Raw genomic sequence first — 14,837 nt, 5'->3', positions numbered from 1 at the left:
CTTTCCCATGCCCATTTCATCTCAACGCTCTTTCTGGCGCCTGCTGCTGGTCGGCCTGCTTGCCTGCCTGCTGACACCTTTGGCCAGCGCCGACGAGGCCAAGCGCCTGCGCATCGGCATCACCCTGCACCCTTATTACAGCTACGTGGCCAACATCGTCGGCGACAAGGCCGACGTGGTGCCGCTGATTCCCGCCGGGTTCAACCCGCACGCCTACGAACCCCGCGCCGAAGACATCAAGCGCATCAGCGGGTTGGACGTGATCGTGCTCAACGGCGTCGGCCATGACGACTTCGCCGACCGCATGATCGCCGCCAGCGAAACCCCCAACGTCGCCGTGATCGAAGCCAACGAAAACGTGCCATTGCTAGCCGCCACCGGAGTTGCCGCTCGCGGCGCCGGCAAGGTGGTCAACCCGCACACCTTCCTGTCGATCAGCGCCTCGATCGCCCAGGTCAACAACATCGCCCGCGAACTGGGCAAGCTCGACCCGGCCAACGCCAAGACCTACACGCAGAACGCCCGCGCCTACGGCAAACGCCTGCGGCAGATGCGCGCCGACGCCCTGGCGAAACTGACCCAGGCGCCGAACGCCGAACTGCGCGTCGCCACCGTTCACGCCGCTTACGACTACTTGCTGCGCGAGTTCGGCCTGGAAGTCACCGCCGTGGTGGAACCGGCGCACGGTATCGAGCCAAGCCCGAGCCAGCTGAAAAAGACCATCGATCAACTGCGCGAGCTGGACGTGAAAGTGATCTTCTCGGAGATGGACTTCCCATCCACCTACGTCGACACCATCCAGCGTGAATCCGGGGTGAAGCTCTACCCGCTGTCGCACATTTCCTACGGCGAATACACCGCCGACAAGTACGAAAAGGAAATGACCGGCAACCTCAACACCGTGGTTCGGGCCATTCAGGAGTCTGGCGCATGACCGCTCAAGAACCCCTCAACCTGGGCACCAGCGGCCCGACCCTGGACTTTGCCGAGATCAGCCTGACGCTCGGCCGCACCACCATCCTCGACAAGGTCACCTTCCAGGTGCAGCCCGGCAGCGTGCATGCGCTGGTCGGCCCCAACGGCGGCGGCAAGAGTTCGCTGATCAAGACCCTGCTCGGGCAAATGCCCCATCAGGGTCGCCTGAGCCTGCAATGGCCGGGCGAACCCGGCACCATCGGCTACGTGCCCCAGGCGCTGGAGTTCGACCGGGGCCTGCCAATGACCGTCGACGATTTCATGGCGGCGATGTGTCAGCGCCGACCGGCGTTCCTCGGGCTGAGCAAGCACTACGCGGCGGCCATCGGCGATGCGCTGGAGCGCGTCGGCATGCAGGACAAGCGCAAGCGCCGCATGGGCGCATTGTCCGGTGGCGAGCGCCAGCGCGTGCTGCTGGCCCAGGGACTGATCCCGACGCCGCAGTTGCTGGTGCTGGACGAACCGATGTCGGCCCTCGATGAAGCGGGCATCCAGGTGTTCGAGCGGTTGCTGGGCGACTGGCGCCAGAGCGGCATCACCGTGCTGTGGATCGAGCACGACCTGGAAGCGGTCGGGCGCCTGGCCGACCGTGTCACCGGCCTCAACCGCCGCGTGCTGTTCGACGCCACACCGAAGCAGGCGCTGACCCCGGAAACCCTGATGACCCTGTTCTCGACCCATCCACGGAGCGCTGCCTGATGAGTTACGAAGCCTTTCGTCTGATGGTCCAGGGCTGGGCGTCGGCCGGTTACCTGCCGGAAGCGCTGGCCTATGGATTCGTGGTCAACGCCCTGCTCGCCGGCCTGCTGATCGGCCCGGTGCTGGGCGGCCTCGGCACCCTGGTGGTGGTCAAGCGCTTCGCGTTCTTCTCCGAAGCCGTGGGGCACGCGGCACTGACCGGCGTGGCCATCGGCATCCTGCTCGGCGAACCCTATACCGGGCCCTATGGCAGCCTGTTCGGTTACTGCCTGCTGTTCGGCATCCTGCTCAACTACCTGCGCAACCGGACCGGCCTGGCGCCGGATACCCTGATCGGCGTGTTCCTGTCGGTGTCGCTGGCACTCGGCGCAAGCCTGCTGCTGGTGCTGGCCGGCAAGATCAACGTGCACATCCTGGAAAACGTGCTGTTCGGCTCGGTGCTGACGGTCAACGGCAATGACCTGCTGGTGCTGGCCATCGTCGGCTCGCTGGTGATGGCGCTGGCCCTGCCGCTGTACAACCGCATCATGCTCGCCAGTTTCAACCCGCAACTGGCGGCGGTCCGTGGCGTGGCGGTGAAGGCCCTGGATTACCTGTTCGTGATCCTGGTGACGATGATCACCGTGGCCGCCGTGAAAGTCATCGGCGCGATCCTGGTCGGCGCCCTGCTGGTGATTCCAGCGGCGGCGGCGCGTTTGCTCAGCCAGTCGCTCAAGGGCTTTTTCTGGTGCTCGGTGCTGATCGCCACGGTCAGCACCCTGTGCGGGATTCTTGCGCCGATCGTCTTCGACCTGCCGGTGCCGTCCGGCGCCGCGATCATCCTGATGGCCGGCATCGCCTTCGCCCTCGCCGCCATCGCGCGCGGCGTCGTCCCCAGCCTCAAAGGGAATATCGGATAAATGTCATTTTCTCTGCGTCGCCTGACCCTGGCCGTTGCCCTGTGCGGGCTGGCCAACACTGCCTTCGCCGCCGACAGCGCCAAGCCGCTGCACGTGCTGGCGTCCCTGCCGATCACCTACGGCCTGGGCGAAGTCCTGCTCAAGGGCACCAACGTCAACCTCGAACGCGCCGCGCCGGCCAACCTGCCGGGCAGCCGCCAGAGCGCCTACTTCACCGGCCGTGGCGCCCCGGCGCTGGCCAAGCTGGCCACCGATGCCGACGCGGTGATCGGCGTGCGTTCGCTGTGGGCCGATGACCCGCTGTACCCGATCTCCCGGCGCAGCAACATCCGCATCGTCGAAGTCGACGCCGCCCGCCCGGTGGACGGCGCCCTGCCCGGCATCGCCGTACAGCCGGACAACAAGGTCGATGGCCTGAACAGCCAGCCGTGGCTGTCCAGCAACAACATGGGGCGCATGGCCGATGTCATGGCCGCTGACCTGGTGCGCCTGGCACCCGCCGCCAAGCCGACCATTGAAACCAACCTGGCGGCGCTCAAGCAGCGCCTGCTCAAGTTCAGCGCCGACAGCGAAGCGCGCCTGGCCAGTGCCGACAACCTGAGCGTGATGAGCTTGAGCGATCACTTCGGTTATCTGATCGGCAGCCTCAACCTGGAACTGATCGGCGTCGACCCACGCCCGGACACCGAATGGACGCCCGAGGCGCTGAAGCAATTGACGGCGACGCTCAAGGACAATGACGTGGCCGTGGTCATGCACCACCGCCAGCCGTCCGACGCGGTGAAGGCGGCCATTGCCGAGTCGGGTAGCCGATTGGTGGTGCTGGGCGTGGACGGTGCCGATCCGGTGGGTGAACTGGAGGGGAATGTGGATTTGCTGATCAAGGGGTTGAATGGGGTTTGAGGTCTGAGCCTTGTTTGCTGCGGCGGGTGGGCATTTCCATTCCTGCGGCAGCGGTTTGAACCTTGTGGGAGCGAGCCTGCTCGCGATGGCGGCTGCTTTGGGTTCCGCCCCTACGGCGGGTGACTCTGTAGGAGCGGGCTTGCCCGCGATGGCTGCCTGACGGGTGTACATATCCGTTGCTGCGGTCACGGCCGCTTCTGGTTCCGCCCTTACGGCGGGTTACTTTGGAGCGCCAAAGTAACCAAAACGCCCGCCCCTGACGTACGGCCCTTCGCTGACGCTCAGGGTTCCCTCGCTCCGGTCCTGCTCCGTGGGCCCGCCGCCATCGGCCATCCTTGGCCGAGGGCGGCTAACCCGGCATCCATGCCGGGTTGCCCACTGCGCAGAACCTCCACTCGGCCTTCCGACGGGGCAATCTGCGGCGCCTGTGGGATCGTGGTTCTGTTTCTTTTTCTGTCTCTGTAGGAGCGAGCTTGCTCGCGATGGTCGTCAACGATGAAGTTGGCGGCCTGACACCCCACGGTGTCCGGTCGTCCATCGCGAGCAAGCTCGCTCCTACAGAGGATTGTGTTTAAACGTGCAGTGGGAATATCGGATGGCGCCTACAGGTCTTTGTAGGCAAACTCTGATTCTTGCTGTTGGGCAATTTGATGCCTTGTTGCGCGTTTCTTTGGCGGGATAGTCTCGGGTCGTCGCTGAGCTTTCAGCGATCGGGCTTGGAAACCTGTCGAATCAACGTGCATCAGTACCTTCAGAATGCAGGCGCTCTTTCGCCCGTGATCTGGATTAATGGCGGCTGTGCGCGGGACGCTCTCCTCGGGGGCGTGCCGGTTCCTTGGTTCCCGGTTTTCCAACCTGCGTACAGCTGCCTCCCTTCGCTTGGAAACGGAGGTGGCAGCTCCTTGAACCATGGAGTAAAACCAATGAAAACAACAAAGCCATCAAGCCCCGCCGAACTCAAAACCATCGGCTTCACGCCACTCATCTACTGCTCCGACAACCCGCTCTTCCACGTCTCTCGCAACGTCCCGCTCGCTGACGCGCTGTCCATGGCTTCCGACTTCCTGTTCCTGGCCAAGGGCCTGACCCAGGATGCCGCCTTTGTCCGCGATACCGACCGGCACGCCTGGGCCGCGCATTACCTGATGCAGATGGGCAAGGCGTTGGTGGATGATGTGGTGAAAGTGTTGGAGCCCACGCCAAAGCGAACACAGGCCGAATCCAAGAAATGACCCCGCCCCCTCTGTAGGAGCGAGCATGCTCGCGATGGCGGCCTTACGGTGTACATATCCATTTCTGCGGAAACGGCCGCTTTCGGTTCCGCCCTTACGGCGGGTGACTTTGGAGCCCTGTAGGAGCGAGCTTGGTCGCGATGGCGGCCTTCCGGTGTACATATCCGTTTCTGCGGTCACGGCCGCTTTGGGTTCCGCCCTTACGGCGGGTGACTTTGGAGCGCCAAAGTCACCAAAACGCCCGGCCCCTGACGTACGGCCCTTCGCTGGCGCTCAGGGTTCCCTCGCTCCGGTCCTGCTCCGTGGGCCCGCCGCCATCGGCCATCCTTGGCCGAGGGCGGCTAACCCGGCATCCATGCCGGGTTGCCCACTGCGCAGAACCTCCACTCGGCCTTCCGACGGGGCAATCTGCGGCGCCTGTGAAATCGCGCGCTTTACCCTGTAGGAGCGAGCTTGCTCGCGATGGTGGACCGGACACCGCGGGGTGTCAGGCAGCCAGCGTCATCGTTGACGACCATCGCGAGCAAGCTCGCTCCTACAGGGACCGGGTGCACCAACAAAGGAAAGGTCGGCTGGCCGGCCGCCTTCGCGAGCAAGCCCGCTCCCACAGGGGCAGTGTCCGTCAGTAGATATTGGGGTGACTGTGAGATCGCTATCGCGAGCGGGCTCGCTCCCACAGAGGAAAACAGCTAGCTCTTGATCCTGCTTTTGATCTTGCTCTTGATCCACCCGCCCCTTCGGCAGGCTGAGTGGAGGCATTCATCCGGGGAATAGGCGCGTAGCGCCGTGCGGCGCAGCCGCACACATCGAGAGGAGGTGCAGCGAAGCAAACCGGAGGCGATGTCCCCGGATGGATGCCGGAGCGAAGGAACCCCGAGCGTCAGCGAGGGGCCGTACGCTGGGGCGAGCGTTTTTGGTTCCTTTTGGGGCGTTTGCCAAAAGGGACCCGCCGTAAGGGCGGAACCATAAGCGGTCGTTACCGCAGGAACGGATATGTACGCCGTCAGGCCGCCATCGCGAGCAAGCTCGCTCCTACAGGGGTCCCAAAACGACCCGCTGTAAGAGCGAAACCCTAAGCGGCCGTGACCGCAGAAACAGATATGTACACCGTCAGGCCGCCATCGCGAGCAAGCTCGCTCCTACAGGTTTAGTGCGCCACCGCCGCCTGCTCTTCCATCTTCTTGCGCAAGCTCAACGGCCGCATGTCCGTCCAGGTTTCTTCGATGTAGGCCAGGCATTCCTTTTTCAGGCCGCTCTTGCCCACAGTGCGCCAGCCTTCGGGGACGGCCTTGTAGTCGGGCCAGATCGAGTATTGCTCTTCGTGGTTGACCACCACCTGGAAGACGATGTCCTCGCGGTCGAATACTGAAGTCATGTGTTTCTCCATCGCTGTTGGATAGGCTGCGCCACACGCACAGCCGGTATGTAGAAGGAACGTTATCGACGCGCAAAAATTTACAGGTTGGCGATAGCAGCGCTCATCGCCCGGCCAAAAATCTCGGCCACCTGGTCGATTTCGGCCGAGGTGATGACCAGTGGCGGCAGGAAGCGCACCACGCCGCCATGCCGGCCGCCCAGTTCGAGAATCAGCCCACGCTTGAGGCATTCGCGCTGGACCAGCGGTGCCAGGCGCGCGAACACCGGTGGATGGCCCAGCGCGTCCGGCGTGCCGGTCGGGTCGACCAGTTCCACGCCAAGCATCAGACCACGGCCACGGATGTCGCCCAGTTGCGGGAAGTCCCGTTGCAGGATGCGCAGGTGTTCGCCCAGGCGTTCACCCATGGCGGCGGCGTGCTCGCAGACCTTGTGCTCGACCAGATAACGCATCACCGCAGAGCCCGCCGCCATGGCCATCTGGTTGCCACGGAACGTGCCGGCGTGGGCGCCCGGCTGCCAGGTGTCGAGCCAGTCGCGGTAGACCACCACCGCCAGCGGCAGGCTGCCACCGATGGCCTTGGACATCACCACCACGTCCGGAACGATCCCGGCGTGTTCGAAGGCAAACATTTTGCCGGTGCGGGCAAAACCGCTCTGGATCTCGTCGACGATCAGCGCCACCCCGGCCCGCTCGGTGATGCGGCGCAAGCCGCGCAACCAGTCGAGGTCGGCCGGGATGACCCCACCCTCGCCCTGCACCACTTCGACGATCACCGCCGCCGGCAATTGCACGCCGGCCTCGGGGTCGTTGAGCAGGTTTTCCAGGTAGTTGAGGTTGGCCTGCACCCCTTGGGCGCCGCCCAAGCCGAACGGGCAACGGTAGTCGTAGGGATAGGGCATGAACTGCACGCCGCTGCTGAGCAGCGCGCCCAATGGCCGTTTCGGCCCCAGGCTGCCCATCAGGCTCAAGGCGCCCTGGCTCATGCCGTGATAACCGCCCTGGAACGACAGCACGGTGCTGCGCCCGGTGGCGGTGCGCACCAGTTTCAGCGCCGCTTCCACCGCGTCGGTGCCGGTCGGGCCGCAGAACTGGATCTTCGCCTGGGCGGCCAGTGCCGGTGGCAGCAAACCGAACAGGTCCTGGACGAACTGGTCCTTGACTGGCGTGGTCAGGTCGAGGGTGTGCAGCGGCAGTTCATCGGCCAGCACCTCCTGGATCGCTTCGATCACCACTGGGTGGTTATGCCCCAGGGCCAGCGTCCCGGCGCCGGCCAGGCAGTCGATGAAACGGCGGCCTTCGACGTCCTCGACATGAATACCCTTGGCCCGCTTGAGCGCCAGGGGAATACGTCGCGGGTAGCTGCGGGCATTGGACTCCTGCTGGCTCTGGCGTGCCAGCAGCGGTGAGTCGTTGAACTGATAAAGCGTCTCGGCCGGTGCTGGAGCGGACCGGGCCGACTGATCGTGCACAAGGCTGGTAGCGACTGACATTTCTGAACCCTCGATAGGTTTTCCTGTTCTGGAAACGCATCAGCACGCCGGGGATTTAGACCCTGGATCAGCTTTCTCTGACAGGCGTGTCAGGGCCTTGTGCATCGGGATGGCGTGCAGCCCGGCGGCGATGAAGGTTTCAGCGCAGGGCCGATAGCCGAGGCGGCGATAAAAGGTCTCGCCCGTGCGGGTGCTGTTGAGGCGCACGTGCGCCAGGTCCTGCTCGATCAGCCAGCCTTCGAGGTCATGCACCAGCGCCCGCCCGGCGCCACGGCGAAACCATTCCGGCAGCACGTAACAGAGCGCCAGCCGGCCATCGAGGGTGGCCATCGCCATGCCCACCGGTTTGTCCCGCGACAGGGCGAGGTTGAGGTACAGCCGCGGGTCGGCCAGCCATGGCTGGATGTGCGCGGGGGTTTTGTTGCGGGTCCAGGTGGCGAGGGTATCGGGGTCATTGCGGTGGTCCAGGGCACAGCCAACGCGGATCGAACGCTCGATGATGCGGCTGATGATGCCGGCGTCGGCCGGGGTGGCCTTACAGACTTGCAGGGGTGATTGCATGGCGCTGTTACCTCAATCCATTGAGAGAAAGCTGCGCTGCAAGATAGCGTCGGGGGTGGGGGATGGCTATTGGAGAGGCGTTACATTTGATGTGGGCTGGAGAGCCCAACTGTGGGAGCGAGCCTGCTCGCGATGCTTTGTGTCAGTCAACAATGTGCCAGCCGACAGACCGCCATCGCGAGCAGGCTCGCTCCCACAGGGGGTTGTGGTAACCCGTCAAACCGGCTGCAACGGCATCGTCAGTTCAACCCGCAAACCATCCGGCCGGCTGTCGAAATGCAGCGTACAGCCGCAACGCTGAACGATGGCCTGGACAATCGCCAGGCCCAGGCCGCAGCCGGTGCTCTGGCCGTTGCGCCAGAACCGTTGGGTCAGGTGTTGCAGATCGTCCGGGGCGATGCCCGGGCCATGGTCGCGCACGATGAAGCGCACGCGGTTGTCGCGGGTTTCCAGGCTCAGTTCCACCGGGCCGTCGCCCGGGGTATGGCGCAGGGCGTTGTCCAGCAGGTTGCGCAATGCGGCAATCGACAGCACCGCGGGCATCTGCACCGGCGCGGCGGACAGGGTCGTCGCCGGCTTGAAGGCGATGCGCTGGCGTTCGCCGCTGGCGGCGTCCTGGATCGCCAGTTTCGCCACCTGTTCGGCGCTGCATTGAACGCCGTCATCGAACGACAGGCTGCCTTCGACCCGGGCCAGCAGCAATAACTGTTCGAGGGTGCGGTGCATGCGGTCGGCGCCCTCTTCGGCCCGGGCCAGGGACTGGTCGCGGGCCGCACCGTCGGTCATGCGCGCCACTTGCAGGTGGGTCTTGATCGCCGTCAGCGGGCTGCGCAGTTCGTGGGCCGCATCGCCGGTCAAGCGGCGCTCACGCTCGATGGTCTTGCCGATGCGCTGCAACAGCTGGTTCTGGGTGTCGAGCAGCGGTTTCAGTTCGCTGGGCAGCGGCTGGATCTGCAAGGGTTCGAGCGAGTCGGCGCTGCGACGCATCAGCGCATCGCGCATGCGATTGAGCGGCGCCAGGCCCTGGCCGATGCCCAGCCACAACAGGCACAGGCAACCGAGCAAGGCCACGCCGACCGGCACCGAGGCGGCCAGCAGGATCGACATGTTCAGGGCCTCGCGCTCGATCTGCCGATCAGCGGTGGTGATTCGCACATCGCCACGGGCCAGGGTGAAGCTGCGCCAGGGCGCACCGTCGATGATCTGGTCGTGGAAGCCCATTTTCTCGGCTTCCAGGGTTTGTTGCGGGTCGGCATGGCTGCGGGCGAGGATTTCGCCGCGCAACGAGCTGACCTGGCAGGCCATGCCGCCCGGAATGTTCAGTTGTTCGGCGCTGAAATGGGTGCCTTCGCCCTTGGTCGGCAGGGCCGGCAACTGCTCCATCAGCCCGGCGACCATGCGCGCCGAGGCCACCAGCCGCTGGTCGAGGGAAAACATCATCTGGTTGCGCAGGTCGCTGAGCATCCAGGCCGCCGCCAGCGCCCAGATCAGCGCAAAAGCGGCGCCCAGGGTCAGGCTCAGGCGTACACGCAGGCTCATCACTTGGATTCTTCTCCGCCATCGGCCGGGCCCAGGCGATAGCCCAGGCCGCGCACCGTCTCGACAATGCCATTGCCAAGTTTGCGCCGCAGGTGATGGATATGCACGTTGAGGGCGTTGCTTTCCAGCTCGTCATTGAAGCCGTAGACGCTGTCCTTGAGCTGTTCGGTGGACAGCACCCGGCCACGGTTGTGCAACAGGGCCTGCAACAGCGATTGCTCGCGGCGCGACAGGTCTACAGGCTGGCCGCCGAGCAGGGTTTCGCGACTGCTCGGGTCGTAGGTGAGGCGGCCGTGCTCGATCAGGTTGACGCTGCGCCCCGCCACCCGTCGCAACAGCGTGTGCAGGCGCGCGGCCAGTTCGCGCAGGTCGAACGGCTTGAGCAGGTAATCGTCGGCCCCGGCCTGCAAGCCGTCTACCCGGTCGGTCACCGAATCGCGCGCCGTCAGGATCAGCACCGGGATTTCCAGGCCGCTGTGGCGCAGCTGCTGCAACAGTTTCAAGCCGTCTTCGTCGGGCAGGCCGAGGTCGAGCACCATCACGTCGAACTCCGCGACCTTGAGCATCGCCCGCGCCTTGGAGGCGGTGTTGACGTGCTCGACGGTCAGGCCCTGCGCGGTCAGCCCGGCCACGATCCCGCTGGCGATCAACTCATCGTCTTCGCAAACCAGTACGTGCATGGGACCTCCCGTGATAAAAGCCAGATTCAATCAACTGCGGATTAAGCCGCAATTATGGCAAGCGCCCGACCTGACGAGAAGTACGGCCTTGTTTTACTCTAATGCAGGCAATATGTGGAAATACGGGCTCGGTGCATGGGGATTCCCGGTTAATCATTGGTTAATCGCTACCCGCCACTGTGCACCCACCAGCACAGGAACAAGGCTTTTTCATGCGTCACTTCTTTTTACTGTTCATTCTGTTGATCTCGGGACTGGCCCAGGCAGGGACTGATCCCTTCGCGACAAAGCCAGACTTCCTGCCCGTGGACAAGGCCTTCGTCCTGACCTCCGAACGCCTGGAATCCGGTGAAACCCAGTTGTTCTGGCAGATCGCCGACGGTTACTACCTTTATCAGAAACGCATGAAATTCGACGGGCTGACGGCTGAAAACCAGCCGGCGCTGCCCCAGGGCGAAGCCCACAGCGATGAGTTCTTCGGCGAGCAACCGGTGTATCGCCAGGGCGTGGAGGTGAAGATCCCCGCCGCCGCCAGCGGTTCGATCAAGGTCAGTTATCAGGGCTGCGCCGATGCCGGCCTGTGTTATCCGCCGCAGACCCGGGTGATTGACCTGGGCGGTGCCGCTACTTCGCAAGCCGCCGGTGAAGCCCCGGACCAGGCCCTGGCCAGCAGCCTGCAACAACGGGCGCTGGGCTGGAGCCTGCTGGTGTTCTTCGGCCTCGGCCTGTTGCTAGCCTTCACCCCGTGCTCGCTGCCAATGCTGCCAATCCTCGCCGGCCTGATCGTCGGCAGCGGCGCCACGCCCAAGCGCGGTTTTGCCCTGGCCACCAGCTACGTGGTGAGCATGGCCCTGGTGTACGCGGCGATGGGCGTCATCGCCGCGCTGCTGGGGGCGAACCTGCAGGCCTGGTTGCAGAACCCGTGGTTGCTCGGCAGTTTCGCCGCGATCTTTGTGCTGCTGGCATTGCCGATGTTCGGCTTCTTTGAACTGCAACTGCCGGTGGCCGTGCGCGATCGCCTGGAAAACGTCTCGCGCAATCAACGTGGCGGCAGTCTGCTCGGCGCCGGTGTGCTGGGCGCCTTGTCCGGCCTGCTGGTGGGGCCGTGCATGACCGCGCCGCTGGCCGGTGCCCTGCTCTACATCGCGCAAACCGGCAATGCGCTGTATGGCGGGCTTGTCCTGTTCGCCCTGGGCATCGGCATCGGCGTGCCGCTGTTGCTGCTGGTGACCGTGGGCAACCGCTTCATGCCCAAGCCCGGCGCGTGGATGAACCTGGTCAAGGGCGTATTCGGTTTCCTGTTCCTGGCCACGGCGCTGCTGTTGCTGCGCCCGGTGCTGGACCCTTCGTTGTGGCTCGGCCTGTGCGGCGCGCTGCTGCTGGTTGTCGCCTACAGCGCCTGGAAACAGTCGGACGGCTTCGGCCGCATGGCCCGCGTGTTCGGCGCCAGCTCGCTGTTGCTCGGTGTGTGGGGCAGCCTGCTGATCGTCGGCGCGGCGGGCGGCAGTGACGACCTGTACCAGCCGCTCAAGGTCTACAGTGGCTCGAACACCACGGCCGCCGCTCGCCCTGCCGGCCACGAAGCCTTCACCACGGTCAGCGACCCGCAAGCCCTGCAACGGGAACTGGACGCCGCGAAAGCCCAGGGCCAGTGGGTGCTGCTGGACTATTACGCCGACTGGTGCAGGCCGTGCAAGATCATGGAAACCCAGGTGTTCGGCCAGGCGCGCGTGCTCGATGCGCTGAGTGATGTGCGCCTGTTGCGCCTGGACGTCACCGCCGACAATGCCGCCAGCCGCGACCTGCTCGCCCGTTACAAGGTGCCGGGACCACCGACGTTCCTGTGGATCGGTGCCGACGGCGAAGAACGTCGCAGCCAGCGCATCACCGGCGAAGTGGACGCCGACACCTTCCTGCAACGCTGGACCAGCACCCGGGACGCCCGTTAATGCTGACCTTGACCCTGGGCACCTTTGCCATCGCGCTGAACCACCTGCTGTTGATCAGTGCCCTGGCGCTGGCGACGTTTATCGGCTGGCGCACGGCCAAGCGCGGTGGCGAGAACCCCGAGTCAGTGCTGTTCAGCCTGTTTCTGCTGGGCATGCTGGCCGCGCGGATCGGTTTCGTCGCGCAGTACTGGATGCACTATCGTAACGATCCGTGGCAAGTGATCGACCTGCGCGACGGCGGTTTCCTCGCCCTGCCCGGAGTGATCGTGCTGCTGCTCGCCGCGCTGTATCGCGGCTGGCGTCGTCCGGGGCTGCGCCGCCCGTTGGGCTTTGGCGTGGCCAGCGGGCTGGCGTTCTGGTTGCTCGCGACCTTTTCCCTGAGCATTTATGAACAAGGCACACGCCTGCCGGACATCGCCCTGCGCAATGCCGCCGGCGAGACCGTGCACCTCGCCGACTACCAGGGCGGCCCGCTGGTGATCAACCTGTGGGCCACCTGGTGCCCGCCCTGCCGCCGGGAAATGCCGGTGCTGGAAAACGCCCAGCAACGCCGCCCGGACCTGACGTTCCTGTTCGTCAACCAGGCCGAAAGCATGCAGAGCGTCAGCACGTTCCTGGAAACCCAGGGCCTGAGCCTGTCCAACGTGCTGTTCGATGGCAGCGGTCGCCTGGGCCAGGCCGTCGGCTCCATGGCCTTGCCGACCACCTTGTTCTACAGCCCCGATGGTCGTTTGTTGGGCAGCCACCTGGGTGAGCTGTCGGAAGCCAGCCTGGCTCGCGCCCTGGAAAACTTCGATACCCCCAATCCCGCCGCACCGGCCACCTCGTCAAGGAAACTGCCATGCCCCGCCTCCGCCACCTGCTGACACTGACCCTCGGCGCAGCCCTGCTGCACCTGCCGGCGGTGCAGGCTGCCGAAGAACTGCCCGAGGCGATCAAGAAGATCGAAGCCAAGGGCGCGAAAATCGTCGGCCAGTTCGACGCCCCCGATGGCTTGCGCGGTTATGCCGCGCAGTATCAGAACCGTGGCATGGCGCTGTACCTGACGCCCGATGGCAAGCATGTGTTGCTGGGTAACCTGTACGACGCCGAAGGCAACGACCTGAGCAGCGCGCCGTTGCAGAAGCTGGTGTATGCGCCCATGGCCAAGGAAGTGTGGGCCAAATTCGAGGCCAGCCACTGGATTCAGGACGGCAACAAGGATGCGCCGCGCACGGTGTACCTGTTCAGTGACCCGAACTGCCCTTACTGCAACATGTTCTGGGAACAGGCGCGGCCATGGGTCAAGGCCGGCAAGGTGCAGTTGCGGCACATCATGGTCGGCATCATCCGCGAAGACAGCCCCGGCAAGTCAGCGGCGCTGCTGGCCGCCAAGGACCCGCAAAAAGCCCTGCAGGACCACGAGTCCGCCGGCAAGGCCAGCACGCTCAAGGCCCTGAAGGACGTACCCGCAGCCGTTCAGGCGAAACTGGCGGCGAACATGCAGTTGATGGAAGACCTCGAACTGCAGGCGACGCCGGCGATCTTTTACATGGACGACAAGGGCGAGCTGCAACAGCAGCAAGGCGCACCTTCGCCGGACAAGTTGGTGAAGATTCTCGGGCCGAAGTAACCGTTCCCTGTAGGAGCGAGCTTGCTCGCGATGGGGGTGTGTCAGTCAATGCATGTGCTGGCTGACACTCCGTCATCGCGAGCAAGCTCGCTCCTACAGAAAGCTAGCGGTTTCTTTCGCTCAGGAACATCAACAGCGTCTCGGTCACGAACGCCGGGTTCTCCAGGTTGGAGATATGCCCCGCCTCTGGCACCTCGACATACGGGCAGCCAATCAACTCGGCCATTTCCCGCGCCTCGGCCGGTGGTCGCGGCTTGTCCTGGTCGCCGCCCATCACCAGCGTGGTGGACGCCTCCAGCTCCGGCAGGCGCGCCATGAAATCTTCACGGCCAAAGGTGATCCGCCCCATCGGCACGATGCTCTGGCGCAGGCGCTCGGCGGGCAACGCCGCCAGTTTCGCGTAGAAGTCCCGATACAGCGCTGACTCACGATCAATGCCCGGACGGAAGAAGATCGGCACGATGATGTCCAGCAGAGGTGGCGTGATCACGCCGCTGTCTTCGATCTGCTTGAGCAGCGAGAAATAGTACTGGCGCGTCGGTTCGGGTTCGGCGCCGAGGTAGGTGTCCATCAGCACCAGGCCATTGACCCGTTGCGGCGCCGACAGCGCCAGGCGCGCGCCCCACATGCCACCCACCGACAGTCCGACCAGCGTGGCCCGGTCGATGTCCAGGTGATCGAGCAAGACCAGCGCCTGGCGGGCGATGTCGTCAAGATTCGTGGTGCCGTCGGGCAGTCGCCCGGATTCGCCGTGGCCCCACAGGTCCAGGGCGATGACCCGGTAGTGCGGCGCCAGCGCGGCAATCTGCGGTGCCCACATGGCCTGGTCCCACAGGTAGCTGCCGGCCAGCAATACCGCCGGGCCCGAGCCTTGGTCGATGTAATGAAGGGGTTGTCCGTCAATCGTAACGAAAGGCATC

14 protein-coding genes and 1 pseudogene are annotated in these 14,837 nt (G+C 64.7%); 8 read left to right on the top strand and 7 right to left on the bottom strand.

Annotation, left to right across the window (positions count from 1 at the left end; all coding sequences use genetic code 11):
- The first annotated feature begins 7 nt into the window (after positions 1–7).
- The 5 genes from ABVN20_RS26705 (at position 8) to ABVN20_RS26685 (ending at position 4,708) form a co-directional block, all read left to right on the top strand.
- Positions 8–934 carry a metal ABC transporter substrate-binding protein gene (locus ABVN20_RS26705; protein WP_368558797.1) on the top strand — a complete coding sequence of 309 codons (927 nt, stop codon included), beginning with the start codon at positions 8–10 and terminating at the stop codon, positions 932–934.
- Positions 931–1,674 carry a metal ABC transporter ATP-binding protein gene (locus tag ABVN20_RS26700; protein ID WP_368558796.1) on the top strand — a complete coding sequence of 248 codons (744 nt, stop codon included), beginning with the start codon at positions 931–933 and terminating at the stop codon, positions 1,672–1,674. Before ABVN20_RS26705 ends, ABVN20_RS26700 begins: the two co-directional genes overlap by 4 nt.
- Positions 1,674–2,573 (top strand): metal ABC transporter permease, encoded by a 900-nt coding sequence (locus tag ABVN20_RS26695; protein WP_368558795.1) that lies wholly within the window; start codon positions 1,674–1,676, stop codon positions 2,571–2,573. The genes ABVN20_RS26700 and ABVN20_RS26695 overlap by 1 nt, the downstream gene beginning before the upstream one ends.
- Complete coding sequence (locus tag ABVN20_RS26690) at positions 2,574–3,476, top strand: metal ABC transporter substrate-binding protein (RefSeq protein WP_368558794.1); 903 nt, start codon at positions 2,574–2,576, stop codon at positions 3,474–3,476. It begins immediately after the preceding gene.
- 923 nt (positions 3,477–4,399) lie between these two features.
- Positions 4,400–4,708, top strand: coding sequence for a DUF3077 domain-containing protein (locus tag ABVN20_RS26685; protein ID WP_368558793.1), 309 nt, complete (start codon positions 4,400–4,402; stop codon positions 4,706–4,708).
- A 440-nt stretch (positions 4,709–5,148) separates the two neighbouring features.
- Here the strand turns inward: ABVN20_RS26685 and ABVN20_RS26680 are convergent.
- From ABVN20_RS26680 to ABVN20_RS26655, 6 genes and pseudogenes are all read right to left on the bottom strand, one after another.
- Positions 5,149–5,262 (bottom strand): annotated as a pseudogene (locus ABVN20_RS26680) (outer membrane lipoprotein carrier protein LolA); the annotation flags it as partial.
- 593 nt (positions 5,263–5,855) lie between these two features.
- Complete coding sequence (locus ABVN20_RS26675; protein WP_368558792.1) at positions 5,856–6,083, bottom strand: MbtH family protein; 228 nt, start codon at positions 6,081–6,083, stop codon at positions 5,856–5,858.
- Positions 6,084–6,163: 80 nt separating this feature from the next.
- Positions 6,164–7,576 carry an aspartate aminotransferase family protein gene (locus ABVN20_RS26670; protein WP_368558791.1) on the bottom strand — a complete coding sequence of 471 codons (1,413 nt, stop codon included), beginning with the start codon at positions 7,574–7,576 and terminating at the stop codon, positions 6,164–6,166.
- A 39-nt stretch (positions 7,577–7,615) separates the two neighbouring features.
- On the bottom strand, positions 7,616–8,137 hold the full coding sequence (locus tag ABVN20_RS26665) for a GNAT family N-acetyltransferase (RefSeq protein WP_368558790.1): 522 nt from the start codon (positions 8,135–8,137) through the stop codon (positions 7,616–7,618).
- Between the two features lie 216 nt (positions 8,138–8,353).
- A complete protein-coding gene (locus ABVN20_RS26660; protein ID WP_368558789.1) occupies positions 8,354–9,679 on the bottom strand; it encodes an ATP-binding protein in 1,326 nt (441 codons plus the stop codon).
- Positions 9,676–10,356 carry a response regulator gene (locus ABVN20_RS26655; protein ID WP_192306311.1) on the bottom strand — a complete coding sequence of 227 codons (681 nt, stop codon included), beginning with the start codon at positions 10,354–10,356 and terminating at the stop codon, positions 9,676–9,678. The genes ABVN20_RS26660 and ABVN20_RS26655 overlap by 4 nt, the downstream gene beginning before the upstream one ends.
- A 212-nt stretch (positions 10,357–10,568) precedes the next feature.
- Here ABVN20_RS26655 and dsbD point away from each other — a divergent pair, with 212 nt between their 5' ends.
- From dsbD to dsbG, 3 genes are read left to right on the top strand one after another with little or no spacing between them, the layout of a single operon-like run.
- Positions 10,569–12,305 carry a protein-disulfide reductase DsbD gene (dsbD, locus tag ABVN20_RS26650; protein WP_368558788.1) on the top strand — a complete coding sequence of 579 codons (1,737 nt, stop codon included), beginning with the start codon at positions 10,569–10,571 and terminating at the stop codon, positions 12,303–12,305.
- Complete coding sequence (locus ABVN20_RS26645) at positions 12,305–13,171, top strand: prolipoprotein diacylglyceryl transferase family protein (protein ID WP_368558787.1); 867 nt, start codon at positions 12,305–12,307, stop codon at positions 13,169–13,171. Before dsbD ends, ABVN20_RS26645 begins: the two co-directional genes overlap by 1 nt.
- A complete protein-coding gene (gene dsbG, locus ABVN20_RS26640) occupies positions 13,147–13,917 on the top strand; it encodes a thiol:disulfide interchange protein DsbG (RefSeq protein ID WP_368558786.1) in 771 nt (256 codons plus the stop codon). The genes ABVN20_RS26645 and dsbG overlap by 25 nt, the downstream gene beginning before the upstream one ends.
- A gap of 103 nt (positions 13,918–14,020) precedes the next feature.
- On the opposite strand, the gene ABVN20_RS26635 is transcribed toward dsbG, so the two are convergent.
- Positions 14,021–14,836, bottom strand: coding sequence for an alpha/beta fold hydrolase (locus tag ABVN20_RS26635; protein WP_368558785.1), 816 nt, complete (start codon positions 14,834–14,836; stop codon positions 14,021–14,023).
- Position 14,837: the final 1 nt, after the last annotated feature.

It is taken from the genome of Pseudomonas sp. MYb118 (genome assembly GCF_040947875.1).
Classification (GTDB): domain Bacteria; phylum Pseudomonadota; class Gammaproteobacteria; order Pseudomonadales; family Pseudomonadaceae; genus Aquipseudomonas.
Note: the sequence above shows the minus strand (reverse complement) of the source record. Positions and strands in the feature narration are given on the sequence as shown.